Annotated in this window: 22 protein-coding genes; 17 read left to right on the forward strand and 5 right to left on the reverse strand. The window is 59.8% G+C overall.

Features of this window, described 5'->3' with window-relative positions:
* The first annotated feature begins 173 nt into the window (after positions 1–173).
* Complete coding sequence (locus tag KQH53_16390) at positions 174–350, forward strand: DUF2080 family transposase-associated protein (protein MCB2228261.1); 177 nt, start codon at positions 174–176, stop codon at positions 348–350.
* Between the two features lie 50 nt (positions 351–400).
* Here KQH53_16390 and KQH53_16395 read toward each other — a convergent pair whose 3' ends face one another.
* A complete protein-coding gene (locus KQH53_16395) occupies positions 401–1537 on the reverse strand; it encodes an acyl-CoA desaturase (GenBank protein MCB2228262.1) in 1137 nt (378 codons plus the stop codon).
* 208 nt (positions 1538–1745) lie between these two features.
* Positions 1746–3974 carry a response regulator gene (locus KQH53_16400; GenBank protein MCB2228263.1) on the reverse strand — a complete coding sequence of 743 codons (2229 nt, stop codon included), beginning with the start codon at positions 3972–3974 and terminating at the stop codon, positions 1746–1748.
* 939 nt (positions 3975–4913) lie between these two features.
* Between KQH53_16400 and KQH53_16405 the strand changes: the two genes are divergently transcribed.
* The 6 genes from KQH53_16405 (at position 4914) to KQH53_16430 (ending at position 11974) form a co-directional block, all read left to right on the forward strand.
* Positions 4914–5993 (forward strand): TAXI family TRAP transporter solute-binding subunit, encoded by a 1080-nt coding sequence (locus KQH53_16405; protein ID MCB2228264.1) that lies wholly within the window; start codon positions 4914–4916, stop codon positions 5991–5993.
* A 376-nt stretch (positions 5994–6369) separates the two neighbouring features.
* Entirely contained in the window at positions 6370–8286 is a 1917-nt protein-coding gene (locus KQH53_16410) for a TRAP transporter fused permease subunit (protein MCB2228265.1), read from the forward strand.
* Between the two features lie 78 nt (positions 8287–8364).
* Positions 8365–9324 (forward strand): hypothetical protein, encoded by a 960-nt coding sequence (locus tag KQH53_16415; protein ID MCB2228266.1) that lies wholly within the window; start codon positions 8365–8367, stop codon positions 9322–9324.
* A gap of 11 nt (positions 9325–9335) precedes the next feature.
* A complete protein-coding gene (locus KQH53_16420; protein MCB2228267.1) occupies positions 9336–10109 on the forward strand; it encodes a hypothetical protein in 774 nt (257 codons plus the stop codon).
* A 35-nt stretch (positions 10110–10144) separates the two neighbouring features.
* Positions 10145–10936, forward strand: coding sequence for a helix-turn-helix domain-containing protein (locus tag KQH53_16425; protein ID MCB2228268.1), 792 nt, complete (start codon positions 10145–10147; stop codon positions 10934–10936).
* Positions 10937–10993: 57 nt separating this feature from the next.
* Positions 10994–11974, forward strand: coding sequence for a nitronate monooxygenase (locus KQH53_16430; GenBank protein MCB2228269.1), 981 nt, complete (start codon positions 10994–10996; stop codon positions 11972–11974).
* 218 nt (positions 11975–12192) lie between these two features.
* Here KQH53_16430 and KQH53_16435 read toward each other — a convergent pair whose 3' ends face one another.
* From KQH53_16435 to KQH53_16445, 3 genes are read right to left on the reverse strand one after another with little or no spacing between them, the layout of a single operon-like run.
* Positions 12193–13821 (reverse strand): FAD-binding protein, encoded by a 1629-nt coding sequence (locus KQH53_16435; GenBank protein MCB2228270.1) that lies wholly within the window; start codon positions 13819–13821, stop codon positions 12193–12195.
* On the reverse strand, positions 13818–14597 hold the full coding sequence (locus KQH53_16440; protein ID MCB2228271.1) for an electron transfer flavoprotein subunit beta/FixA family protein: 780 nt from the start codon (positions 14595–14597) through the stop codon (positions 13818–13820). The genes KQH53_16435 and KQH53_16440 overlap by 4 nt, the downstream gene beginning before the upstream one ends.
* A 22-nt stretch (positions 14598–14619) precedes the next feature.
* Complete coding sequence (locus KQH53_16445; GenBank protein MCB2228272.1) at positions 14620–15771, reverse strand: acyl-CoA dehydrogenase family protein; 1152 nt, start codon at positions 15769–15771, stop codon at positions 14620–14622.
* Between the two features lie 1435 nt (positions 15772–17206).
* Here KQH53_16445 and KQH53_16450 point away from each other — a divergent pair.
* The 10 genes from KQH53_16450 (at position 17207) to KQH53_16495 (ending at position 25888) form a co-directional block, all read left to right on the forward strand.
* Positions 17207–17611, forward strand: coding sequence for a hypothetical protein (locus tag KQH53_16450; GenBank protein ID MCB2228273.1), 405 nt, complete (start codon positions 17207–17209; stop codon positions 17609–17611).
* A gap of 21 nt (positions 17612–17632) precedes the next feature.
* Complete coding sequence (locus KQH53_16455; protein MCB2228274.1) at positions 17633–18046, forward strand: MaoC family dehydratase; 414 nt, start codon at positions 17633–17635, stop codon at positions 18044–18046.
* A 16-nt stretch (positions 18047–18062) separates the two neighbouring features.
* Positions 18063–19256 carry a CoA transferase gene (locus KQH53_16460; GenBank protein MCB2228275.1) on the forward strand — a complete coding sequence of 398 codons (1194 nt, stop codon included), beginning with the start codon at positions 18063–18065 and terminating at the stop codon, positions 19254–19256.
* A 101-nt stretch (positions 19257–19357) separates the two neighbouring features.
* Positions 19358–20392, forward strand: a complete 1035-nt coding sequence (dctP, locus tag KQH53_16465) for a TRAP transporter substrate-binding protein DctP (GenBank protein ID MCB2228276.1) — start codon at positions 19358–19360, stop codon at positions 20390–20392.
* A gap of 154 nt (positions 20393–20546) precedes the next feature.
* The gene (locus KQH53_16470; GenBank protein MCB2228277.1) at positions 20547–21017 is read left to right on the forward strand and encodes a TRAP transporter small permease subunit; all 471 of its coding nucleotides are present in this window, start codon (positions 20547–20549) and stop codon (positions 21015–21017) included.
* 66 nt (positions 21018–21083) lie between these two features.
* On the forward strand, positions 21084–22394 hold the full coding sequence (locus tag KQH53_16475; GenBank protein ID MCB2228278.1) for a TRAP transporter large permease: 1311 nt from the start codon (positions 21084–21086) through the stop codon (positions 22392–22394).
* Positions 22395–22422: 28 nt separating this feature from the next.
* Positions 22423–23625, forward strand: coding sequence for an acetyl-CoA C-acetyltransferase (locus tag KQH53_16480; protein MCB2228279.1), 1203 nt, complete (start codon positions 22423–22425; stop codon positions 23623–23625).
* A 58-nt stretch (positions 23626–23683) separates the two neighbouring features.
* Positions 23684–24586, forward strand: coding sequence for a 3-hydroxyacyl-CoA dehydrogenase family protein (locus KQH53_16485; GenBank protein MCB2228280.1), 903 nt, complete (start codon positions 23684–23686; stop codon positions 24584–24586).
* 152 nt (positions 24587–24738) lie between these two features.
* Positions 24739–25383, forward strand: coding sequence for a TetR/AcrR family transcriptional regulator (locus KQH53_16490; GenBank protein MCB2228281.1), 645 nt, complete (start codon positions 24739–24741; stop codon positions 25381–25383).
* Positions 25384–25441: 58 nt separating this feature from the next.
* Positions 25442–25888 (forward strand): MaoC family dehydratase N-terminal domain-containing protein, encoded by a 447-nt coding sequence (locus KQH53_16495; protein ID MCB2228282.1) that lies wholly within the window; start codon positions 25442–25444, stop codon positions 25886–25888.
* The last annotated feature ends 57 nt before the right edge of the window (positions 25889–25945 follow it).

A 25945-nucleotide genomic window follows, 5' to 3' on the forward strand; every position in this document is an offset into this window, starting at 1 on the left:
CGCCACCGGGGTCACCATCGACGAGCTGCCCATCACCCCGGAGCGAGTGCTCATGGCCCTGAAACGCAAAAAACAGGAAGAATGATGAACCCAGGCGCCGCGCCCCCCAGGCGCGGCGCCATCTTGGCAAGGGAAGCGGCCCCCAGGGGCCCGGACGAAAACCAGTGGCAAGTTTGCAAGAAAAGGGGGCAGCGGCCAAGGCCCGCGAGCCCCGCTACCAGCCAGTCAAGTTCGAGGTATACGGCGTGGAGATCGTGGAGAAGCAGGTTGCGGCCAGCGGCAAGAGCGGCCGGGTCTACCTTCCCATGGAATGGCTGGGCAAGAGGGTGAAGATAGTCCGGGTGGATTGAGCCCGCCGGCGTTACAAAAGTGGCCCCTCAGACCTGGCCCCTCCACGATTTCAAGAGCCCGCTTGGCCCATTGCGCGCAGCCAGCGGTAATGGGCCGCAATACCTGACCAGAACGACTGGTGCTCCTTGAAGGCCAAACCATGGTCCCGGCAGGTTTGCTCCACGATGCCGGTGATCGCGGGGTAATGAATGTGGCTGATGGTGGGGAACAGATGATGCTCCTTGTGGAAATTCAGGCCTCCGAACAGCCAGGTGGCGATGGGGCCGCGGCGGGCATAGTCCACGGTCACGGCGGCCTGGTGATCCGCCCAAGGCTTGTCCATGCGCCCCGTGTCCCGGCGGGGTAGGGGAAACTCCGCCTCGGCCACGCAATGGGGCAGTTGGAACACGATGCTCAGGAAGCCACCCAGCACCAACACCCCGATGCCGTAGTAAAAAAGGACCGCATACCAGGGGTGGAATATCCAGGGTATCAACAGGGCCCAGGCGAAAAAGACGGCCTTGCCGGCGATGAAAACCACCAGGTCTTGGGTGGTGGGCCGGGGAAAACGGTGCTTGCCCACGCCTCCCATGATCATTTTTTGAAAATCGCCCACAAACTCCCACTGGATGGCCAAAAAGCCGTAGACGAACCAGAGATAGAAATGCTGCCAGCGGTGAAAGGGCAGCCGCTTCTGGTGGGGCGACAGCCGCCCCAGGACGCCCAGGTCGATGTCCGTGTCATACCCGGTGATGTTTACATAGCGGTGATGAACCACGGCATGTTTCCAAAACCACATGTAGGAGCTGCCTCCCATCAGGTCCATGGTTGCGGCCATTGTCCGGTTCACCCAAGGCGTCTGGGAGAAAGCCTTGTGCCCCGCGTCGTGGGCTATGTTGAACCCGATGCAGGCCGTGGACAGCCCGAGCAGGATGACCAGGAATAGGCCCTGCCAGAGGGTTTGGGCCGCGAACACCAGCAGCAGATAAGAGGCCGCGAAGCAGGCCAGGATGATCGCGGTCTTCAGGTGCAGCCTCCAATCGCCCTTTTTTGAGCGCCCGGGTCCCTGCTGAAAATACTGGTCCACCCGCTGGCGCAGGTCTTTTTCAAAGGCCTGGTCTTGGCCGAACTCCAACTTCAGGATAGATCGGGGTTGGGTGCCCGACCGGCTTGTGCTTGCCGTGGATGAGGCCGGGGGCGTGGTCATGTGATCTCCGTTGGTGAACCGCGTGGTAAAGGGAAGGGGGGGCAACTCGGGAGCTGGTCCCAGTCCGTATCCGAAACAAAAAATTCCCTAAAAACAGTATGAGGCAAAACCGGGAGGGAAATATTTGGCGCAGTCCGGGGCGGTCAACCGCGGGAGCGGGCGGGCCGGCTCGGACGAACCGTCTTGAATGGCGTGGGTGGATCGAAGTCTACTTGCCGTCCAGGAGAAACCGTACCTTGCCCAAGAGCTCGGTGAGGTGGAAGGGCTTGATGGCGTAGCCTACCGCTCCCGCCTCCATGGCCTCGCGCACCTGCGCCTCGGCGGCGTAGCCGCTGGCGATGAGCACCTTTGCCTTGGGGTTCAACCCCAGGATGGCCTTCAGGGCATTGCGGCCGCCCATGCCGGGCATACCCAGGTCCAGGATAACCAGGTCTATCTCCTTGCCGCGCTCCCGGTACAGATTCAGGGCTTCCTCGCCGGAGGACACGGCCAGCACCCGGTAGCCCATGCGCTCGAGCTTCTGCGCCTCCACCTGGCGCACCGCGGCCACGTCGTCGGCCAACAGGATGGTTTCGTCGCCCCTGAGGCCCGCTCCCTCGGGCATGGGCAGCTCCCGTTCCGGGCGCTCGGAGACCTCCTGATGGATGGGCAGGCGCAGCTCGCAGATGGTACCCCCTTCGGGCCGGCGCTTGAGCTCGATGGTCCCCCCGTGGTTGCGCATGATGCCATAGGCCACGGCCAGGCCCAGGCCGGTGCCCTTGCCCACCTCCTTGGTGGTGAAGAAGGGCTCGAACAGATGCGCCTCCGCGTCTTCGGACAGGCCGGCGCCGGTGTCGCTCACCGTGAGCAACACGTGGGGGTTGGGCAGCGCGTCATGCAACGAACCTCGCCGGGGGCCTTGCCCATGGGACAGGCGCGTGCTGATGCCCAAGGTGCCTCCCTGGGGCATGGCGTCCCTGGCGTTGGTGGCCAGGGTCATGATCACCTGCTCCATCTGGGTGGCGTCGGCCAACACCGGGGGCAGCTCCGGCGCCAGGTCGGTTTCAATGGAGATCATCTGGGGAAGCAGGCGGCGCAGCATGGCCAGGCTGGCACGGGTAACTTCGTTCAGGTCCAGGGGACTGAGCTCCGGCTCCTCCTTGCGGCTGAAGGCCAATATCCGTTGCACCAGCTCCTTACCGCGCCCAGCTGACTCCAGTATCTGGTCCAGATGGGCGGGATCGCTGTGCCCATTTTTGGCGTCTTCGCGGGCCAGCTCGCCGAAGCCCATGATCACGGCCAGGAGGTTGTTGAAGTCGTGGGCTATGCCGCTGGCCAGGGTGCCCACGGCCTCCATCTTCTGGGACTGCCTGAGCTGGGCTTCCAGCTTTTCCCGCTTCTCTTCGGCCAGCTTGCCGCTGGTTATGTCGCGGGAGAAGCAGGCCGCCTGGGCCACCTGGCCCTGGCTGTCCAGCACCGGGAACAGGCGCACCGAGAAGTAGGCCGCGCCGATGCGCTCCTCGAAGTCCGTGGGCTGGCCCGTGGCGAAAACCTGGGCCAGGAAGGCCTCCCGCCGCTGGGCGGCGGAGCCCTCCAGGGACTCGCACCAGGAGCTGCCCGCCAGGGTGTCGGGGTGGGCGCCCCGGCGCCGGGCGCCGATGTGGTTGATGTAGAGGATGGTGCAGTCCGGAGCGAGCAGGAGGGCCGAGTCCGAGGTGGCGTCGAAAATGGCCCGCAGGCGGGCCTGGCTTTGGTTCAGCTCTTGTTCGTATTGCAGGCGGCCCTTTATCTCCCGGTTGAGCCGCACGATGAACAGGAAAAATACCGTCCCCGAGCCCAGAGCGAAAAGCCCGGCGAACGCGATAAGCGCGCCCATGGCCTCCCGGAGGGATTCGGCCATGCCGATGGCCCGGTGCATGGTCGCGTTCTGCAGGTCTATCTCCAGGGAGGCCAGCTGTACCGCCAGCTTGCGCACCAGGGAGGTTTGCTCGTGGTATTTGCCCAGGACCAGGGCGTCATCGGTCTCGTGATAGAGCCGCTTGGCGGCCATGGACTGGTCGTGCAGCCTTAGAATCTCCTGGCTCAGGGCGTCGGCCCGGTCGGCGGCCCGCGTCATGCCGGCCAGCAGCTCCCGGGCCTTGGGGTTATGGCTCCTCTTGTCGATGATGGCCAATTGCTGGCGCAGGGAGGCCATGCGGCGGGGCACCTTGATGCGGTCTATTTCGCGGTTGAGGGCCAGATACATGAGCAGGTGGCCCTCGGCCCGCTTGACATAGCTGCTGGCCTCGGTGGCCGCGGTGGCTATGGACCTGAAATGAACCTCGCCCCGCTTGAAGGACTGGATCAGGGCGTCGTTGGCCTTGAGGGTGTAGACCCCGATGGCCATGAGCAGGCCGATGGAAAGCACGAACCCCACCGGGATGACCAGGCGCAGGATGCGCCAGGATTTACGGGGCAAGGGGGGTCGGACTGGACCGTGCTTCATGGTCTTCGATTCGCCGAATATGAGCAGGCGCAGGTAACTATTGTTAAAGATTGTACCATTTCACGAGCAGAATGGTTTTGGGCGAACGCGATGCTCCAAGGGGCGGGCGAAGGCGGCTGCGGACCGTTGAGTCGCGCCACGCCAAAAAAAGAGGGCCTGCCTGATGCCGGGCCCCCTGGGGAGTTCTGGAGCGGGGCGAGAATTGAGGGCTCAGCAACCTCGGGTCGGTTCACTACGGAATGATGGCCGGAGGCGTTGAAGGCTGTGAGCATTAAGGTTGGATTGGCGAGGGTTAGGTTTTCGAGTAGCCAATTTTTTCAAGTTTCTAAGCAAGCCTGCCACCAAACCCATCCCCATTATGGGTGAAGATAGAATTTGTAAGTTGGAACCTTTTTGGCCGGGTCTGCTGCTCACATTGCTCGGCAACTGGGAATTGATCCAAGGACCGTAGCCCGGCAGCTAAATACAAGTCCATCGCCTAATTTTTAATCGAAGTTTGCGTAGTTGCGTTAAAAACTCTGTTCGGTTACGTCCATCTTGCAGCAGATATCCACACCGGTGCGCCGGCCCGGTCTACCAGAGGGCGTAGGCGATCTTCTCCCCCGTAAGCTTATATTTTTTGAACGCAGTCCTTCTCTCCGCAAATCGCGGCGGCACCTAAAGCCCAGCTCAATGTTCCGGGCCGGGATGCGATTACCACAACAATTTTTCATGGCTTTTTAGTTTTTCCAAAAAGGCTTGACAGCCTAGGCACCGTAGTGGCAAAGTCCCCCTAGTGGTCGCTATGCATATCATTGTTCGATATGCGTAACATTAAGCAGACAAGCGCGCGATGACAGACTTTAATGATCTGACCTTGAGAGAGGCAGTCACAAGTGGATTAACCCCACATATCAATTGCATGGAGGGACCATGAAAAAGCAGCAATGGTCGCGGACCAAGTTCCACAAGGTAATCACCTTGTTCGCAGCGGTATTAATTCTTTCTTCCTTACTCGCCCCTCATTCTTTTGCCGCCAAAGTCCCTGATTTTCTTTCCATCTCCTCCTATCCCATAGGCGCGCATGGTGCATTCCTGGCCATGGTCTTCAGCGAGGCCATCAGCAAGGAGACGGGCATCAAGACCCGTCCTCTGCCCGCCCCTGGCGACGTGGGCCGCTTCCTGGCCATCAAGCACGGCAATGCCGAGGTGGGCGTGTTCTCCGCCGCCAGCGTCTATGTGGCCAGCCACGGCCTGATGGAGTTCGAGAAATCCAAGCAGGGCCCCCAGAAGATCCGCAACGTCTTTGGTGGCGACACCCTGCCCCACGGCCTGATCGTCAAGGCTGATTCCGGCATCAAAACCTGGGCCGACTTGAAGGGCAAGCGGGTGGCCATGGCTCCGGGCCTCTTCTCCCTGACCGTGCCCGCGTTTCTGGCCTATGGCGGGCTTACCCTGGACGACGTCACCCTGATCAGGGCCTCGGGCTATGTCTCGGCCATCAAAATGGTAATGTCTGGGGCCGCTGATGCCTGCCATGGCACGCCCATGACCCCGCTGATCAAGGAAATGGAGGCGGCTCCCTATGGCCTGCGCTTCATGCCCATTGACCCCAAGAACAAGCAAGCGGTGGCGCGCATGCTCAAGGTCGCCCCGTTCCTTTCCAACATCGAGCTCATCAAGTTCGGCGCCCGTGGCGTAGGGGGTAAAGACGGCATCTACCTGCCCGCCTACCCCTATGTGGTGGCCACCTATGCCTCGATGGACCCCTCTATTATCTACACGATCATCAAGGCGTTGGATGAAGGCCGCGATCTTTACAAGAACGCCAAGCTGCCCTCCACCGCCCTTTTCACCATGCAAAGGACTTTTTCACTGAAGCTGCCCATCACCGTGCCTTTCCACGACGGGGCCATCAAGTACGCCAAGGAAAAGGGCCTCTGGACCGAGAAGCATGAAAAGTGGCAGGCCAACGCCCTGGCCGAAGAGGCCAAGAGGATGAAGGGCAAGTAAATCCAACGACGGCGAGGGCCGGGTCCCTGTTTGGCGAAAAAAAGTTTGCTTGATACAGCCAAGCCAAGGTTCCCCGGCCTAAGGCCCCGCGAGCAAAGGGGCCAGAAAACGCAAACGCGGAAAGAGGTTTGGCGAGAGTGGCTAAGCGTGAACCATCAGTGCATTCGCAGCGCAACGGCTTGCCGCCCATCGCCGGCCCCTTTCCGCGTATTGCGTTTTTTCTAAATCCGCATGACCAATATCAGGCCACAACTATATTGGCGAGGGGGTTATCGATAGTAAGGGGTGTGGTTTTTAACTGCGCGCGGTTTCAAAGGCCTAGGCAGAGGCTTTGCGGCTTGAACGCGAAGGCAATCCAAAGACAAGGGGAATCGGTTTGCAGGTGTTAAAAATCGAAGAATTGTCCAGCCTGGAACGAGGCATATCCATCGTTCTGGCCGCGGCAGGACTGCTTACTGCCTTTATCTACCTCTTTAACATTGGGGTGGGCTTTTGGGGGCAGTACATTGTGGGCTGGGGCTACATTTATGCCGTGCTGGCATTTTTCATCCCCCAGGTATTTATCTACTATCCCCTGGGCCGCGGGTTGAAATTCAGGGTCCTGGACTACCTGGCTGTTATTCTCTTCCTCATAACCATGGGCTATTTCATCATCCATGGCGAAGATATCATTAATTTCGCCTGGGAGTTGAGCCCTCCCCCCCTGGCTCTCATTATGGGAGGCATCGCCAGCCTGTTGGCTCTGGAGGCGTGCCGGCGTAGTGTTGGCTACGTGTTCTTCTTCATCTGCATCTTCTTTTTCTTCTATCCGCTCTTTGCCTCCTATATGCCCGGCCCCTTGTTTTCCAGGGCCTTTTCCTTCTCCCGCCTGCTGGGCTTCCATGTAATGGGTCCGGACAGCATGGTCGGCGTGCCCACCAAGGTTCTGGGCAACCTGTTCATCGGCTTCTTGTTCTTCGGAGTGGCGCTGACCGAATCAGGGGCTTCCAGGTTTTTTCTCAACCTGTCGCTTTCCCTGCTGGGCCATGTGAGGGGAGGGACGGCCAAAGTATCCATCCTCAGCAGCGCCCTCACCGGATCCATCAGCGGCAGCGTGGTCACCAACGTGGTCACCACGGGTTCCTTCACCATTCCGGCCATGAAGAACTCGGGATATCCTTCCTTCTATGCCGCGGCCATCGAGACCTGCGCCTCCTCGGGAGGCGTGCTGATGCCGCCTATCATGGGGGCGGCCGCTTTCCTCATGGCCTCCATGCTGGATATCTCCTACGCTTCCGTGGCCTATGCCGCCATTTTGCCGTCCGTGCTGTTCTATATCGGACTGTTCATCCAGGTGGACGGCTTCGCGGCCAAGAACAACTTAAAGGGTTCGCCCAGGGAGGAGCTGCCCAAGTTCCTGGATACCCTAAAAAGCGGTTGGTACTATCTCATCTCCTTCGCGATCTTGATCTATGTCCTGTTTGTTTGGCGCCAGGAGGCCCAGGCTCCTTTTTACGCGGGCTTCTTCATTCTGGGCCTTTACATCATCAAGGAAAAAATCTATCTGCGCCCCAAGAGAATCGGTGACATCTTTCTGAAGACCGGGGCCACCATCGGCAACATCTCGGCCATCCTGTGCGCGGTTGGTTTTCTGATCGGCTCGCTGCTGTTGACCGGGGTAGCCCAGACCCTTTCTTCCGAACTGATCGCCATCGCGGGCAACAACGTTTTCGTCCTGGTGTGCATGGGGTTCGTGGCCAGCTTTGTCCTGGGCACCGGTTTGTCGGTGACGGCCTGCTACCTTCTCTTGGCGGTTCTGCTGGCTCCCGCCTTGATCAGGGTCGGCCTGGACCCCTTGGCGGTCCATATTTTCATCATCTACTGCGGAACCTTGTCCTTTATCACTCCGCCGGTGGCCATCGCGGCTTTTGCCGCCGCTTCCGTGGCCAATGCCTCGCCGTTCAAGACCGCCAAGCAGGCGGTTCTCCTGGGTACGATTCTGTTCTGCATACCTTTTTTCATTGTTTTCGACCCCGCCTATATTCTCAAGGGATCCGTGCTTGAGGTCTTGCTGACCGTTGTGGGCGGTATTTACGGGGTTGTTCTCCTGGCCTCGGCCATTGAAGGCTACCTGGTCTTTTGCGGCAGGCTGAAGCCGGTGGGCAGGGTCTTGGCCGCTGCCAGCGCAATCTGCATCCTGGCCCCGGAGCTTGGGCTTGCATATGTCTTGGCTGGCATAGGCGTTTCTCTACTCATTTTCGCCAGCTATAAATTGCCGGTCCTGGCCAACCTCTTTGTCAGGGAGCAGGTTTAATGAATGCTTTCTCAGTGATAATTAGCAGAGCTTAATCGCGGCAAGAGCGCCACTGGACTTGAGAAAGGTAATACATCGATGACCGACAAGCTCATGTCAACTGCTGAAGCGGTGGATAAATACATTCACGATGGGGACCAGATTGCGATTGGTGGCTTTACCATCAACCGCAACCCCATGAGCCTGGCCCGGGAGATCGTCCGCCAAAAAAAGAAGGACCTTTATCTGGTGGTGCATTCCCAGGGGCAGGCCCTGGAGTTGTTGATCGGAGCCGGCTGCGTAAAACGCATAGAGCTGGCTTATGGCGGGGTCGCCAGGTTCGCCCCCACCGGGCAACGCTTTAAAAAGGCGTTTATGGAAAAGACCCTCGAGGTGGAGGATTACACCAATTACCAGATGACCCTGCGGTTCATGGCCGGGGCCATGAGCCTGCCCTTTATCGCCACCACCTCGGGCTTGCAAACCGACGTGGTGAACACCTCCGGTTTTTCCCGGGCCACCCGGGAACAAGACGACGTTCCCAATGAGAAGGTCACCCTAATCAAGAACCCCCTTGATCCGGAGTCCGGGGATGTGGTCATCCTGCCGCCGCTTACTCCGGATGTCACCTTGCTCCACGCCCAGTATGCCGGCGATGAAGGCACCATCCGCCTGGAAGGGCTTTCCTTTGCCGACCTGGAGCAGGCCAAGGCGGCCAAACATGTGCTCGTCTCTTGCGAGCATGTTGTGCCGGAGGAAATTATTCGGCGCGAGCCGGACAAAAACTGCCTGCCGCCATTTTTAGTGGATGCCATTATTCCAACCCCCTATGGCGCCCATCCCACCGGTTGTCACATGTTTTATGATTATGATCCGGAGCATTTAAACTTATTCAAAAAAATGGCCCGGGACGATGATCTTTTCCAGCAATACCTCGACGAATGGGTTTTGCCCTTTGAGAGCCAAGAGGATTATCTGGAAAAGGTGGGCGGCTCCAGCCTGGTCAGAATCAAAGCCAACCCTTTCATCGGTTACGCCCCCGGCATGGCCAGAGTTTAGGTGGAACTGTCATGGAACAAAAATACACTGCTAATGAAATAATGGCCCTTTGCGCGGGCCGATTGGTGCAGGACGGCGACATCCTCTTTGCAGGCACCGGCCTGAGCATGCTGGCGGCAACCGTGGCCAAGCAGATACACGCGCCTCGCTCCACGGTCTTTTTCGAAACCGGCGGGATTGATCCCTCCCTGGATGAACTACCCCTGGGCGTGGCGGACTCCCGGGTTATGACCGGCACTTCGGTCAATAGCGGGCTGGCCGATGCCCTGAGCCTGCTGGGGCATCCCAGGCTCAAGACCATCGCCTTTCTGGGGGCCGCCCAAATCGATTGCCATGGAAATCTTAATTCGACTATGCTGGGCACCTATGACCAGCCTTTGCAAAGATTTCCGGGGTCCGGGGGAGCCTGTGACGCAGCCAGCCTGGCCTATGGCTATGTGGTTTTTATGAAACACGAAGTCAGGCGGTTCGTGAAAAAGGTGGATTACCTTACCGCTCCGGGCTGGCTCAATGGCGGCGACTCCAGAGAAAAAGCCGGCTTCAAAAGAGGCGGGCCCATCGCGGTGGTCACCAACTTGGGGGTGATGAAGTTCGATGATATAAGCAAAAAAATGTACGTTGCCGAATACTACAAGTTCACCACCCCGGAAAAGATCGCCGAGGCCACCGGGTTTGAGCTGGATATAACCAGGGCCCAACCGACCGTGGAGCCAACCGAACAAGAGCTGACTATCTTGCGGACCCAGGTGGACCCCCAGCGCCTTATCCTGGGGCCCAAGGCATAGTCTTGAATCTATAACCTTTGCGACAAAAGAGCGGCATGGTTTCCATATCCAAAGGCAACGAGAGCAGGGAGTTTCTCAGCACCCTGGCCAATGGCATCAAGATCATAACTCTTTTTAACGGCCAAAACCCAGAGATGACCCTGAGCGAGCTGGCGGTCAAGTCCGGCATGCACCGGGCCACGGTCAGAAGAATCATGGTCACTCTGGAACAATTGGGCTACGCCAAAAAGGCGCACAATGTATTTCGGTTGACCCCGGCCCTGCTAAACCTGGGATTCTCCTATCTCTCGTCCTTGCCGTTTTTCCATAACGCCCAGGACATCTTGTACGAGCTGAGCCAAAAGACCAAGAACGCCACCTCCATCGCGGTTCTCGACGGCCAGGACGTGGTTTATGTGGTCAGGTTCGCCGCCAAACGGATTCTCACCGTTACCCTGGAAGTAGGGGCCAGGCTGCCCGCGCATGCCACCAGCACTGGACACGTGCTTCTGTCGGCCTTGGGCAAAGAAGACCTGGAAGCTTATTTCCACAACTCGACCAGGGAAAGATATACCGACTTTACGATCACCAGCAGGGAAGAGCTGTTGGCATCCTTTGAAAAGGTCAGAAAAGACGGCTACTGCCTGTCGGAACAATGGCTCGACGAGGGGTTGATCGCCCTTGCCCTTCCCGTGGTAACCCCCAACGGCACCACCATCGCCGCCTTCAATCTTGTGTCCAATATAATCAAGACCAACCGAGAAAAGATGATGGACGAAATATTGCCCTTGATGAAAGAGGCGGTAAAAAAGATTCAGGACACCATGACCTTTCAACAACTGATCTAGTTGACTCCCATACATAATGATCATCAATCGTATCAATGCGCATACGGGAGGATAGCAATGCTGAAAACCCGCGCGACTGAAAAGCTAGGGATACGCTACCCCATAATCGGTGGCACCATGATGTGGATATCCAGCCCTGAGTTCGTGGCCGCCATCTCCGAGGCCGGCGGGCTGGGCATCTTGGCCTCGGCCATGTTTGACACCAAAGAGGGATTCGCCCAGGCCATAGACACCATCCAGGCCAAGACCGACAAGCCCTTTGCGGTGAATCTCAACCTTTTCCCCACGATCAGGCCGGTGAACAACCAGGAGTTTTTGGAAATCATCCTGGAAAAGGGCGTCAAGGTCGTCGAGACCTCGGGCCATGCCGCCCCCACCGAGCTGTCGCAAGGCTTCAAGGACGGCAACCTCACCTGGATCCACAAATGCGTGGGAGTGCGCTACGCCCTCAAGGCCCAGAGCATGGGGGCTGATTTCATAACCGTGGTTGGCTATGAAAACGGCGGGGCCACCGGCGTGCTGGATATTGGCACCCTGGTCCTGGTGCCCACGGTGGTGGACGCCGTGGACACTCCGGTTATCGGCGGAGGCGGGGTCTCCGACGGCCGCGGCCTGGCCGCCATCCTCGCCCTGGGCGCCGAGGCGGCCATCATCGGGACCGCCTTGCTGCTCACCCAGGAATGCCCCATCCACGACTACCTCAAGCAACACCTTCTCAAGGCCACCGAGTTGGACACCGCCCTGGTCATGCGCACCATCAAGAACACCCACCGGGTGCTGAACAACGACGCGGCCAAGCAGTGCGCCGCGTTGGAGGCCGAGGGCAAGGGGCTGGAGGAGTTGATGCCGGTCATCACCGGTGAGCGCTCCCGCAAGATGTACCAGGAAGGCGACCCCAACCTGGGCATCGTTTCCTGCGGCCAGGGAGTGGGCATGATTCACGCCATCCCCAGCGTGGCCGAGAGGCTCGCCTCCATGGCCGAGCAGGCCGAAAGGACTATTGCTCGCTTGCACAACTCCGTGGTGGTGGCGAGCTAGGCGGAAGCCAACCCTTCCTGGTGCCAAGAACCCAGAGAGCCACCGGCCGCAGGACAGGCCACGCTGATAGGATTAAACCCGGGAGCCAGGCGCATGGGGGTTAATGCCCCCTCCTGGTTTTCCTGGCGAATTCCTGTGACCCACTAGTGCTATGGCGCTTGCTAGAAAGAATTGCCCAGATGGTCCCATTTTTGCGGGCTTAGCCGGATCAGCTGGGATCAGAGGGTATAGAGGACCACCAGGCACCTAGTGGGCTCACTACTCTGGCTCTTCAGCTTGTGGGGTATATCAGAATTAAAGTGAATTGACTCACCGGCTTTGAGTTGCTGCACTTTTGAGCCCAGGGTGAACTCCAGTTCCCCCTCCATCACAAAGATGAATTCCTCACCCTCATGCTTGTAGGCCACGGGTTTGTGGGTCAAGTGAGGTTCGATGGTGATCATGAAGGCGCGCAGGTGACTGTTTTCGGCTTCCGGGGTCAGGGTGGTGTAATGATAGCTCTGGGTGCGCTGGCGGTAGGCCTTGGCGCGGCGATCGGTGATGGCGGCCTGCTCCTCGCTGTTGAGGAAAGTGCCCGGGTCCACCTCCATGACCTTGGCCATGCTGAGGATAAAGGCAACCGGCGGCGATAGGCGCTCTTCCTCGACCTGAGCGATGAAATCGGGGTCCTGGCCGGTTTTTCCCGCCAACTCGCTTTGGGTCCAATTGCGGGCGGCGCGGAACTGAGCCACGATCGCGCCGAACCCGCTGGGGGACATGTCCTCCTCCCCACCGATGGTGCCGGCTGAATCGGCCAGGCGGCGCAGAACCACCTGCTTGGCTTTCTGGGTCAACGCGGGTAAAAAAGTTTCAGCATCCGCCACGATGCCAATATCCGCCAAGTTGAAAATAGGGGCCGCGGCATCGCGGTTGATGGCCACGATGGTGTCGGCCTCCATTATGCCGGCCGTGTATTGCACGGCTCCAGAGGTGCCCACTGTAATCAAAAGCTTGGGCCGCACGGTTTTACCGGTCTGGCCGATGAGCCGCCCTTCCTCCACCCAGTGGTGCAGCACCGGCGGACGCGTGGCCCCCACCTCGGCGCCCAAGGCGGCGGCCAGATCACGAACTCGCCCGAATCCCCTGATGTCGCCGAGGCCGGCGCCGCCCACCACCACGGTTTCGGCATCTTCAAGACGCCTGGTTTGCCGGGGCTCCCTGGTGCGCCGCTTCAATTGCAGCCCCTGGGAAGGCTCCACATGCTCCGGTTCGATCCACCCAATGGGCGCCTCTGTTTTGGGCTCGGTCTGGGCCGCTTCGGGGGCCCCCTGCGGCCGGACCGTGGCAAAGGCCAGGGGCCACCCCGGGGCCAGGGTGATATCGGCTAAAATCTCCCCTCCCCAGGCGGGACAACGGCCAGCCACCTGGCCGTCTTTCAGGAAGAGCTCCTCGCAATCCGCGATGAGCCCGGCCTGACAGCGCTGGGCGCCGAAAGCGGCAATCTCGCGGCCAAAGTCGTTGAGGCTGAACAGCACCACCCAGGGTTTACGGGCCTGAACAAAATCCGCCAAAACGCGGGCGAAAATATCGCTGCGCGGGACGCCGAGCCGCGAATGCGCCAAGCAGAAAACTTCATGAGCGCCACCTGCTGCCGCCTGTTGGGCGGCTTGGGCCATGGGGACGCATTCGGCAAGGTCCATATCCTGGTTCTGTAAGCCATCGGGGTCCGGGGCGCCCATTAAAACCATGGCCACCGGGGCTCCCGCCTCCTGGGCCAGGGGCAGCGCCTTGGCCAACACCTTGAGACTATCCCGCCAGAGGCGCTTGGTGCGCAAATCGCCGCAAACCCATATGTAATTAGACTTCATGATCCGATTTTACCTGCAAGGGTAAGCATCTCAAGCAACGCTTCCGCCTGCTCCCGAGGGTTGCCTTCAATAATTCTACAGCTGCGGTCATGGGGTATTTTTTTCAGGTCGGCCACGCGGGTGGGTGAGCCGGTCAGCCCCACTTGTTCAGCCGTCAGGCCCAAATCAGCCACGTTCCATTGCCGCGGCTTGGGCTGATCATAAACCTGGGACAGGCCCACCAGGCTCACGGGTCTGGGAATAAAAGCCCGGGGATCCATGGCAAGCGCCGCCGGAGTCTGAACCTGCCAGACCTCCTCCCAGGTATCGACGGCCCTGTGAACCTCCCAGCCACCACCCTGCAATTCCATCTTTTTGACGCCGCCCAAAAAAGGCAGGTCCAGCAGACTGGCGGTCTGAGGTCCGACCTGTCCGGTGTCGCTATCAGCGGTGCGGGTGCCGAAGAAAATAAAATCAAAAGCCCCGATTTTTTGCACCGCTTGGGCCAGCACCTTGGCGGTGACCAGAGTGTCCGACCCCGCCAGGGCCCGATCGCTGACCAGCACGGCCTCATCGGCCCCCATGGCCTGGGCTTCGGCCAGGGCCTCGGCACTGACCTCGGGCCCCATGGACAGCGCGATCACCGATGCGTTCATCGTGTCCTTGAGGCGGATGGCCGCCTCCAGGGCCGGACGGTCGAATGGATTGAGCTCGCTGTTGCCCACGGCGCGCTGGGGCCCTCCGAGGTGGGAGGCCTTAAGGACCGATTTGATACAAACAATGATGCGAAGGGACATGATTCCTCCCAGGAGACGGCCGCTACAGGGTTTCCCGCAGCGCCTCGCGCGCGATCACCATGCGATGAACCTCTGAAGTTCCTTCATAGATGCGGGTTACCCTTGCATCGCGATAATAGCGCTCCACGGCATAGGCTTTGGAGTAGCCGTAACCGCCATGGATCTGCAAGGCCAGATCAGTGACTTTGCCGGCCGCTTCCGAGGCAAAAAGCTTGGCCTGAGCCGCGGCTTTGGTGACCGGCTGATTAGCATCTTTAATCCTGGCCGCGCGGTAAACCATCATGCGGGCCGCGTCCACTTGAGTGGCCATATCGGCTATCATCGTCTGAATCATCTGATGGTTCCCCAGGGGAACCCTGAACTGCTGCCGCTGGTTGGCATAGCGCACCCCTTCCTCCAGGGCGGCCTGGGCGATGCCCAGGGCCTGGGCCGCGATGCCGATGCGTCCGGTGTCCAAGGCCGCGAGACCGATCCGCAGACCCATGCCCGCCTTCCCCAACAGATTAGCTTTGGGAAGGTGGCAGTCGTAAAGGCGGATGGAGGTCACCGGGTTGGCCCGCATGCCGCACAGGTCTTCCAGGTCCCCCACCACGAATCCGGGGGTGCCTCTTTCGGCCACCACCACGCTGACCTCTTTACGGCCGCCCCCCTGGCCGGTGTTGCAAAAAATCAGGCAAATATCGGCAATGCCTCCGTTGGTGACAAACACCTTGTTGGCGTTGACCACCCAATCGTCGCCATCAGCCAGGGCGGTGGCGATGATCCCGCTGGCGTCGGAACCGGCATTTGGCTCCGTCAGGCAGAAGGCGCCGATTTTTTCACCTTTTGCCAAGGCCGGCACCCAGCGTTGATGCTGCTCGGGAGAGCCGAAGGCCACAATGGGATACAGGGCGACGCTGTTGTGCACGCTCAGACACAATCCAATGGCGGCGCTGACCCGTGAGACCTCTTCGATGGTAATGGCATAGCTGACCGTATCCAGCCCGGCGCCGCCCAGCTCCCGGGGGGCTTGAATGCCGAAATAACCCAGAGGCCCCATTTTCTCGGCCACTTCCCAAGGGAAACGCGCCTCCTGATCGATTTGAGCGGCTATGGGGCGCAGTTCCTTTTCACAAAAATCGCGGACACTGCGCCGCACTATGCGGTGTTTGTCGGTCAAAATTGGATCATGCATGCAACATACCTATGCATCGGGCCTGAGAACAGGCGCGAACTTGAGAGAATAAGGCGTTACGCTCACTATAGAGATAAACCAGATGATCGCCTGCCCTGCCAGGTGAAAATGTCGTGCGCCCTGGCGGGGACTCTGCGTGCCTGGCGCCGGATTCAAGGACCGGGCAATATGTATGTCTTCCCGCAGGAGGACAAGGCGGCGTTGCACCATGATGTGTGGGTGCGCAAGAACCTGGCGGCCGCCTGCCGGCGCGCCGACGTCAGCTACCGCCCCCAGGTTGCCTCCGTCACTACCGGGCGTCCAAATGGGCCGACGAGGGCCGCTCCTTGACCTGGATCCAGAACCGCCTGGGCCATTCCAAGCCCACCACCACGGACACTTATCTGCACGAGCTGGGCGTGAATGTTTAGTTGCTTCCCACTATCTCCCGCTGAAAAAATGAAAGGGGGTTAGCCTCTGAGGCCAACCCCCCGAATAAACTTGGAGCGGGAGACGGGATTCGAACCCGCGACCCTCAGCTTGGAAGAGTCTCCAAAGCAGTTTTGTAACCATGGGAAACGGTTGCTGGAAAAGTTAAAAAGCTATTATTGCATCCTAAATGGCCAGGCGGCTTAGTCAGCTATGCCGGCCATGTCGTGATATCTCCCACTATCTCCCACCGGATATACATAAGAAATCTGCTCAACAAATAGAGTAGACTTCCTTTTAAGAATTGAGGGCTCAGGCAACCTCGGGGCGGTTCAAGAGCGTAGCCAAAATCAACCTGAGCCTCGCCCGGCCGATGAATCAGGGGCATGAGCACCTCGCGGTTCACCTGTTTGATCTCCTTGACCGCCTGCTTCACCTAGATGTAATTGGCCTGGTATCCCACCTCCTTCAGGCGACGGTAGATTCGCGTGGCTGTGTGGCGCTGCTTTTTGGGAACCGACTTGCCGTCTTGTATGGTCTGGACGGTCGTCTCAAGGTAGGGGCCCAGCTTGGGCTTGGGACGGGAGGATGCCATCCGGTATTCGGGCGGTTCCGATTGGTCCACCAGTCCATTCCCTTGTACACCCTCTCCATGCCTCCCATAAAAATTCTCCAAATACCGAAGGACACTCCATGAGGGTGTCATGTTTTTCAAGCGCCATTTACATTTTTGATGTCGCCGGCGGTACATTGATAGCCAGCCAGACAACAACTCAACAATAATATTGTAGATATATTAAAAATAAATTAATTATTGACAACGTAAATTAAAAAATCTAATTTCATATAGCCAATAAGAAAAACGGCCAAATTTACTAAGCCCTGTAAAAAACTCTGCTTAGGGTGGGAGGCCGAACTGTGGCGAGGGAACGAACGGTTGAGCCGCGACACCGAGGGCCGGGCACCGGGCCGGCGGGGCTGTCCGGGCCCCAGCAAAGCGCAAGGAAACAACCCATGAAGGCGCCTTATGTCCACTGAGCATTTGAAAACTGTTGAAATTGGGGAGGACCTGGGCCAGGTCGAGTACCGAATCACCGGGGAGGACGTGGATAGGTTCCTGGACTCCATGGGCGGCTACGAGTTTGGCGGAAAGGCCCTGGGGCCTGAGGATTGCGTGCCTCCCATCATGATCGGCAACGACTACCTGAAGGTCTACAAGCCCAGGCACTCCACGGTGGGCGCCTTGCACGCGCGCCTAGAAATGGAGGCCCTGGGATGCATCCGTCGCGGGCAGCAGGTGATCACGCGGGGGAAAATCATCGATAAATACACCAAGCGCGGCAAGACCTCGGTGGTGATCGGCACCTTCACCTCGGACCAAGACGGCAATCCCCTGGTGAACTTCGTGGTCACCCTTACCTACATTTTCTAGCCGGGCGGGATGGAAGCATACATGGAAACGCAGGCCAGCACCTTTGAGCCGGGAAACCAGCTTCAGCCGGAAAGCCTGACCATCACCCTGGACCGCATGAAGGCCTACGAGAATTGGCCCCAGGAAAAGAACGTTCACTGCGACGAGGAGTTCGCCAAGAGTGTGGGCTTTGACCAGCCTATTTGCCGGGCGGTGATGTTCAGCGGTGCTCTGGACAAGATGCTCTACAAGGCCTTCGGTCCCGCCTCGCTCCAGCGCAACAACCTGCGCCTGAAATACCTGAAGATGATGCTTCCCGGGGAAACCTGCGTGGCCCATGGGACCATCACCGAAAAACAGGAGCAAGAAAACCACATAGTTTATTCCCTGGAGGTGTGGCTGGAGAACCAGGAGCAAGAAAAGATAGCCGCCGGCACCGCCCGGGTAGAAATTTAAAGAAGCGTATCGAACCATGCACAACGTTTTGTCTGGAATAAGGGTCCTGGATTTCGGCAGGCACATATCAGGGCCCATGGCCGCCCTGATGCTGGCCGACTTCGGGGCTGAGGTGATTCGGGTGGAGAGGCCCGGCGGCGAGGAAGACCGATTCATGGGCCTGCCCTCGCAAAGCCAGGGCAGTTACTCCTTCATGAACTTCTCCCGCAACAAAAAGGCCATAACCCTGGATTACATGCGCAGCGAGGAGGGCTATGCCATCCTCCAGAGGCTCATAGCCAAGAGTGACGTGGTGGTGCACAACTACTCTCCCGTGGCCGTGGAAAAAATGGGGCTGGGCTACGAGTCCCTGCGCGCGCTCAATCCGGGCCTGATCTACGTGGAGATAACCGGCTTCGGCAGCGACGGCCCCTATGCCCACCGCCTGGGCTTTGACCAGATCGCCCAGGCCATGTCCGGGGCCATGGAGATGACCGGGCAGCCCGACATGCCTCCCCAGCGCTCGGAGGTTCGCTACTGCGACTTCGCTACCGGATTTTTCGGGGCCTACGGGGTGGCTCTGGCCCTGCTGGAACGGGCCAAGACCGGCTTGGGGCAAAAGATCGAAACCAACCTGCTGCGCACCGGGGTGTTCATGAACGCCTCGCCGGTCACCGAATACCGCGCCACCGGAAAGATCCGCGGCCGCCTGGGCAACCGCTCCTGGTACGCCGGAACCTCCGACCTGTTCAAGACCTCGGATCACAGGTGGGTCTACATCTCCACGGTCACGCGGGGCCTGTTCGTCAGGCTCTGCCGCCTGGTGGGCCGCGAGGACCTCTTGGAACGGCCCGACATCAAGACCGACTACGATCGTTTCGTGCACCGGGAAGAGCTGGACGCGGTGCTGGCCGACTGGGTGGCCGGGCACACCGGCCAGGAGCTGGCCGAAGCCTTTGAAGAGGCCCGCCTGCCCTACGGCTTTGTGGGCGATGCCACCCAGGTGGACACGGACCCCGGGGTCATTCACGAACAAATGCTGGTCAAGCAGAGCAGCTCCTCCGGCGAGGAGGTGGTGCTGGCGGGAGTGCCCTTTCAAATGAAAGGCAACCCGGGTGGGGTGCGCCTGGGGCCGCCGGCGGTGGGCGAGCACAACCAGGAAATCTACTCAGATGTGTTGGGCCTGTCCGAGGGGGAGCTGGCTCGTTTGCGGGAGAAAAACATCATCTAGCCCTCGCGGGAGGACTTTCAAGGTTTATGCGGTGTGAGGAGAAAAAAGTAAATCTTGGGGAGCGGATTGGGGCTACCCCATTTAATAACGGAGGGAGTCAAATGTTACGCAAAAAGAACCTTTTGATCAGCATCCTGTGCGCGGCGATGTTGCTCGGCGGCGTAAGCCTGGCCAGCGCGGCCAAAACCGTTACCGTGGCCTTGTATCAGTCACCAACCCACGAGCTGAGCGTCTGGATCAAGGAGCTGGCGCCCATGCTGGCCCAGATGAGCGACAATCAGCTTCAGGCCAAGATTTATGACGCCGGCACCATCGCCAAGGGCAAGGACATGGTGGACGCGGTGCAGCGCGGCCTGGCCGACATCGGCTTCGTGTACCCGGGCTTCAACTCCGCCACCATGCCGGTGATGGAGGTGGTGGGCTCCATACCCTTCCTGTTCCGCAACAACTACGAGTGGTGGAAGGCCTGGCCCAAGATCATCCCCGTGTTGCAAAAGGCCCTGGCGGACAAAGGCTACAGCAACATCATGGTGTGCGCGGTGCCTTATTACGGCGGTTGGTACAAGATCGGCACCAAGGGCAAGGTAGTGAAGGTGCCCAAGGACCTGGAGGGCATCAAGATCAAGGTCGTGGGCAAGGGTATGCGCGACTACGTGCAGCAGGTGGGCGGCAACGCGGTGGCCATGCCGACGTCCCAGGTGTACGAGGCGGCCAGCCGCGGCCTGCTGCAGGGCAGCTTGGGCGTGCACACCCACTGGACCGGCTGGAAGCAGATGGAGGTCCTGGACCATTTGCTGGACCTGCCCATCGCCCCCACCACCATGCTCTTCTACATCAACAAGAATTCCCTGAAGAAGCTGGGACCCAAGCTGGCCCCCATCTTCTTGAAGTACTGCGAGTTCATGGCCGCGACCATCACCATCGACTCCATGGTCTCCGAGGTCAAGAACGAGATCATCGCTTCTTCCCGCATGAAGTTCTATCGTCCCACCGAGCAGGAGAAGGAGCTTTGGTACGGCCCGTCCAAGGCGGTCATCGCCGACTGGGTCAAGCGCTCCGCGCCCTATGGGCAGCAAATTGTGGATATCGTCGAAAAGGCGCGGACCTCCAAAAAGAAGAATTTTCTGAACTACTAAAGATTAATAGCCACTGGGCGGAGGCATCGCCCCCCATGATAGGGGCGGTGCCGCCACCCAGGGGCGGCGCGGTGGCCCCGGGCGAACCAAGACCCTCGGCAAAGCCGGGAGTTGGGGCCAGGCAAAAACCCGAATCAGCTTGAGGGGTGCGGCCATGCGGACGATCAATGAGTGGATGGTGAAGATTACCTACGGGCTGATATCCGCCATCGTGGTGGTGATCATGTGGGAGGTGATCGCGCGGTCTTTCTTTCATTCCCCGACCTCGTGGTACCTGGAGGTGGCCAGCCTGCTGGGGGCCTGCACCGCCACCCTGGCCGCGGCCTATGTCCTGCAGGAGGAGGCCCATTTGGGGGTCGATTTCATCATCGACCGCCTGCCCCCCAAATGGCAAAACGGCCTGCTGTGCGTCACCTCCATCTTCGGCGTGATCATAACCATGGTCATCGTGATCATGCTGGCCCTGGAAACCTCCTGGAGCATCTCGCTGCACCGCGTGACCGACAACGCCATGCTTCCCGTCTTCCCGGTTCAAATCTTGAGCAACCTGGGGCTATTGCTCCTGGCGGTGCAGTTTGGAATCCGGGCCAGAAAACATTACGTGAAATGGACTCAGGCCTCTTAAAAGAAATTTCGGCATTCGGGCCCGGCTGGGGCGCGGCGTAAAAGAAGTAGAAAGGAAGCGAACCCAATGGAAGGCATGGCCTGGCAACTGATCCTGGTGCTTCTATTGCTAGCTGTGTTGCTTTTGTCCGGCATGCCCCTGGCTATCTCGCTGGGGGGCACTGGGATCGTGGGCATCATGTTCCTCAAGGGCCCGGACTATATCTTCAGCATGGGGTTCGTGGTTTGGGAAACACTATTTTCCTGGTCCATGATCGCCATCATCGGCTTCGTGCTGATGGGCTGTATTTTCAGCGAATTCGGCTTTGGCAAGGACATATACGACTTCGTTTACAAGTGGCTGGGTCACTTGCCGGGCGGCACGGTGATCAGTTCCATTGTCATGTGCGCCCTGTTCGGCTTCATATGCGCCTCGGCCATGGCCGGCATCTCCACGGTGGGCAAGCTGGCGGTGCCGGAGATGGAGCGCCTCAAAGTTGATCGGCGATTATATAGCGGGGCCTTTGCCTTCGGGGGGACCCTGTCGGCCATCATTCCCCCCAGCATATGGATGATCATCTACTGCGGCCTGTCCGAGGCCTCTCTGGGCCACATGTTCTTCGGGGGCATCATACCCGGGCTGATCCTGGTCATTTTGGGCGCCGCCTATGTGTCCCTCAGGGTGGTGTTAAATCCCTCCCTGTCGCCCGCGCCCCCCCGCCGCTACAGCATGAAGGAAAAGACGGAGGCCCTGGTAAAGGTGGTTCCGGCCATCATCACCTTCCTGGTGGTGCTGGGCGGCATCTACCGCGGCTTCTTCTCGGCCATCGAGGCCAGCGCGGTGGGCGCGCTTATGGCGGCGGCCTGCGCCATGTTGTTCAGGAAGCGCCAGATGAGCCTGTTCAAGGGCGCCTTCCGGGCCACCGTGAAGATCTGCGTGATGATCTACGTGATCCTCATCGGGGCCATGCTCTTCAGTCACCTGATCTTCCTGTCGGGCCTCAAGGAGTTCATCGTCTCCCTGTTCATGGGCATCGACGTGCCCAACATGGTCATCTACCTCATGATCCTGGCCATTATCACCTTCCTGGGGTGCTTGATGGACGTGCTGGCCCTGCTGGTGATCTGCGTGCCCATCTTCCTGCCCATCGTCGAGGCCATCGACATGAGCCCCATTCTGTTCGGCATCATCATGATCATTCAGAGTGAGCTGGCCGAGGTCACCCCGCCGGTGGGCCTGAACCTGTTCATCATCAAGGGAGTGTTGCCACCGGGCACCTCCTTGGGAAGCATAGCCCTGAGCGCTTTCCCCTTCGTGGTCATCGGGTGGATCGTATTTATAATGCTCTACCTGTGGCCGGGCATCTCCCTGTGGCTTCCCTCCCTCATAGCCAACTGAGGCAAGTAGCGAAATGGAGTCGAAAGTAATGCGGGAAGTAGTGATAGTCGGTTATTTGCGCACCGCTCAGTCCAGATCCAAGCCCGACGATCCCAGCAAGGATTGGTTCGGCGGCCTGCGGGCCGACGACCTCATCGGCGAAGTGGTCCCCAAGCTGGTGGAGAAGGTGGGCCTCGACCCGGCCAGCATCGACGATTTCATCGTGGGCTCGGCGGTGGGGGTAGGCGAGAACTACACCTGGGGTGGCCGCTTCCCCTTGTTCCTGGCCGGGCTGCCCATCAGCGTGCCGGCCAAATTCGTGGACCAGCAGTGCGGCTCTTCCATGGCCTCGGTGCACATCGGCGCCATGGAGATCATGACCGGCTACGCCAAGACGGTGCTGGCCTGCGGCATGGACCACCTGACCCGGGTTCCCATGGGCCAGGCCCGCAAGAAGGACGGCATGGTCCGGGTGAACCCTAAGTTGCACGAGGAGCCCCGCTTCGACTCCCTGGACTTCCAGACCGCCCTGGCCATGGGCCTGACCGCGGAAAAGCTGGCCACGCTCAAGGGCATCGAGCGCCCGGCCATGGACCAGTGGGCCAAGCGCTCCCACGACCTGGCGGTGGAGGCCCAAAAACAAGGCTACTTCGCCGAGGAGATAGTGCCGGTGACCGGCTGGGACGCCGAGGGCAAAGATATGGTAGTTGACCGCGACCAGGCGGTGCGCGAGGGCGTGGCCCTGGAAAAGCTGGCTCAGTTGCGCCCGGTGTTCCGGGAGGACGGCCTGGTGACCGCGGGCAACGCCTCGCCGCTGAACGCCGGGGCCTCGGCCATCATCCTGATGGACAAGCAGACCGCCCTGGAGCAGGGCTTGAAGCCCCTGGCCACCATCCGCTCCATGGGCTTCACCGGGGTGGACCCCAGCCTCATGGGCGAGGGCCCGGTGCCCGCCTCGCGCATGGCCCTGGAGCACGCGGGCCTCAGCGCCCAGGACATCGACTATTGGGAGATCAACGAGGCCTTCACCGTGGTGGTGCTCAACGCCATCCAAGAACTGGGCATTGATCCCTCCCGGGTCAACGTGCACGGCGGCGGCACGGCCATCGGCCATCCCCTGGGAGCCACCGGCTGCCGCCTCATCGGCACCCTGGCCCGCATCCTAGAAGAGAACCAGGCCCGCTACGGCTGCGCCACCGCCTGCGTGGGCGGCGGCCAGGGCGTGGCCACCATCATAGAACGAGAAGCCTAAAACCCAGGGCCTCGGGCCCTACATCCGGGGGCGTCCCCCGTGCATAGTGGAGACCAACGTGGACATCAAGAAAATATTCGTGGCCGGGGCGGGCCTAATGGGTGGCGGCATCGCCCAGATATGCGCCACCAAGGGTTACTCTGTAGTCATTCGAGACATCTCCCCTGAGTTCGTGGAAAAGGGGATCGAGAAGGTGGCCTGGTCGGTGGAGAAGCTGGTATCCAAGGGCAAGGTGCCGGGCAGCGTCGAGGAGATTATGGGGCGCATCTCGGGCACCACCGAGCTGGACGCCGCCGCCGAGGCCGACTTCGTGTTCGAGGCGATCATCGAAAACCTGGCCGCCAAGCAGGAGCTCTTCGGCGGCCTGGACGAGATTTGCCCCAGCCACACCATCTTCGCCAGCAACACCTCGGCCATCCCCATCACCAACATCGCCGAGGCCACCAAGCGCCCCGAGCAGTTCGTGGGCACCCACTTCTTCAGCCCGGTTCCCCTGATGAAGATCGTGGAGATCATCCGGGGCCTGCTTACCAGCGACGAGACCATGGACGCGGCCGAGGCCCTGTGCCAGGACGTGGGCAAGGAGACCATCCGGGTGAACCTGGACGTGGCCGGCTTTGCCCTGAACCGGATCAACTTCCCCAGCACCATCGAGGCCATCCGCCTGGTGGAGGCCGGTGTGGTCAGCGTGGACGACATCGACAAGGGCATGCGCTTGGGTTTCGGCCGCCCCATGGGCCCCCTGGAGACCTCGGACATGTCCGGGCTGGACATCGGCTTCAACGCCTACAAGGCAGTGTACGAGGAGACCAAGGACGAGAAGTTCTATCCGCCCATGCTCCTGCAGCGCAAGATCAAGGTGGGGCACTTGGGGCGCAAGACCGGCATCGGTTGGTACATCTATGATGAGCAGGGCCGCAAGCTCGGCCCCGCCCCTCTGGTGCATGACCGCAGGAAGTAATCTCGCTGGCGGCCCCGGACCGTTCCGCGCAAGGGCGGTCCGGGGCCGCGGAGGCGTCTCGGTTTGGGGCCGGGTGTCCGGTGGGGAAATATATTATAGTAAGTCTCTATTATTGAAGCTTTACTGATTATTTTCGGACAAGGGAGGTTCAAGTGGGAAAGAACCCGGGCAAGCGGCTGGCCATACTTAAAAGCGCGGAGTTGATATTCGCCCAGCGCGGTTTCCACGAAGCTACCATTTCCGAAATCGCGGCCGGCGCCAAGGTATCCGACGCCACCATCTACGAATATTTCCCCTCCAAGGAAGCCCTGCTTTTCGCCATACCCGCCGAGTACAGCCTGAAGTACCAGATGGGCAACCGGCACATCCTGAAATACATCAAGGGCAGCAAGAACAAGCTGCGCGCCCTGGTCTACCGGCTGCTGGAGCTCTATGAGGACAATCCGGAGTATGCCAACGTCATCTCCATGATCCTCAAGACCAGCCGCAATTTCACCGAAACCGCCGAGTATCAGGTTATCCAGGAATCCGCCCGCATGATGCGCGAGGTAATCGAGCAAGGCATCGCCGACGGCGAGTTCCGCTCCGGCCTGAACCCGGTGATCGTGCGCAGCATGATCATCGGCACCATCGACAACCTGGTGGTGAGAAAAGGTCTGTTGGGCAAGCCGCAAAACCTGATGGAAACGGCGGAGGGCATCATAGACGCACTATTCAACGGGCTGTTGCAACCGCCGGAGGAAGAGGGCGTGAAAATACGCCTGACCTGGGACCAACCCCGCAAGGACGAGGCCTGATCAGGCCCGCACCGGTTGGCGGTCGGTGGCGGCATGCAGGCCCGGGAGAACGCCACTCATGTTCGATTCGCTTTACTTCGACGACTTCAGCCTGGGGCAAAAGTTCATCTCCAAGGGGCGCACGGTTACCGAGGCCGACTTGGTCAATTTCACGGCGGTGACTTGGGATCACAACAGCCTGCACACCGACGCGGAGTATGCCAAGCAAACCCCCTACGGTAAACGCATAGCCCACGGCATCCTGGGCATCGCCATTCAGGCGGGGCTCACCTCCCATCTCACCGGCGACAGCATCCTCGCCCTTTTGAATGTGAACTGGAATTTCAAAAAACCCGTGTTCATAGGCGACACTCTGCACGTGGAGCAGTGGGTGAAGGAGATGAAGGCCCTGCCCGACGGCAAGCGGGGCGTACTGACCTTTGAGAAGGAGATCATAAGCCAGGACGGCGAGGTGGTGCAGCAGGGCACGATAACCGTGATGCTGGCCCTCCGCCAGCCAGCCTAGCGCCAGTAATTTTTCGTCCCCAAACCCCATGAAATTCATTAGCGCCCACCCAACCGG

The organism is Desulfarculaceae bacterium, from assembly GCA_020444545.1.
Lineage (GTDB): Bacteria > Desulfobacterota > Desulfarculia > Desulfarculales > Desulfarculaceae > Desulfoferula.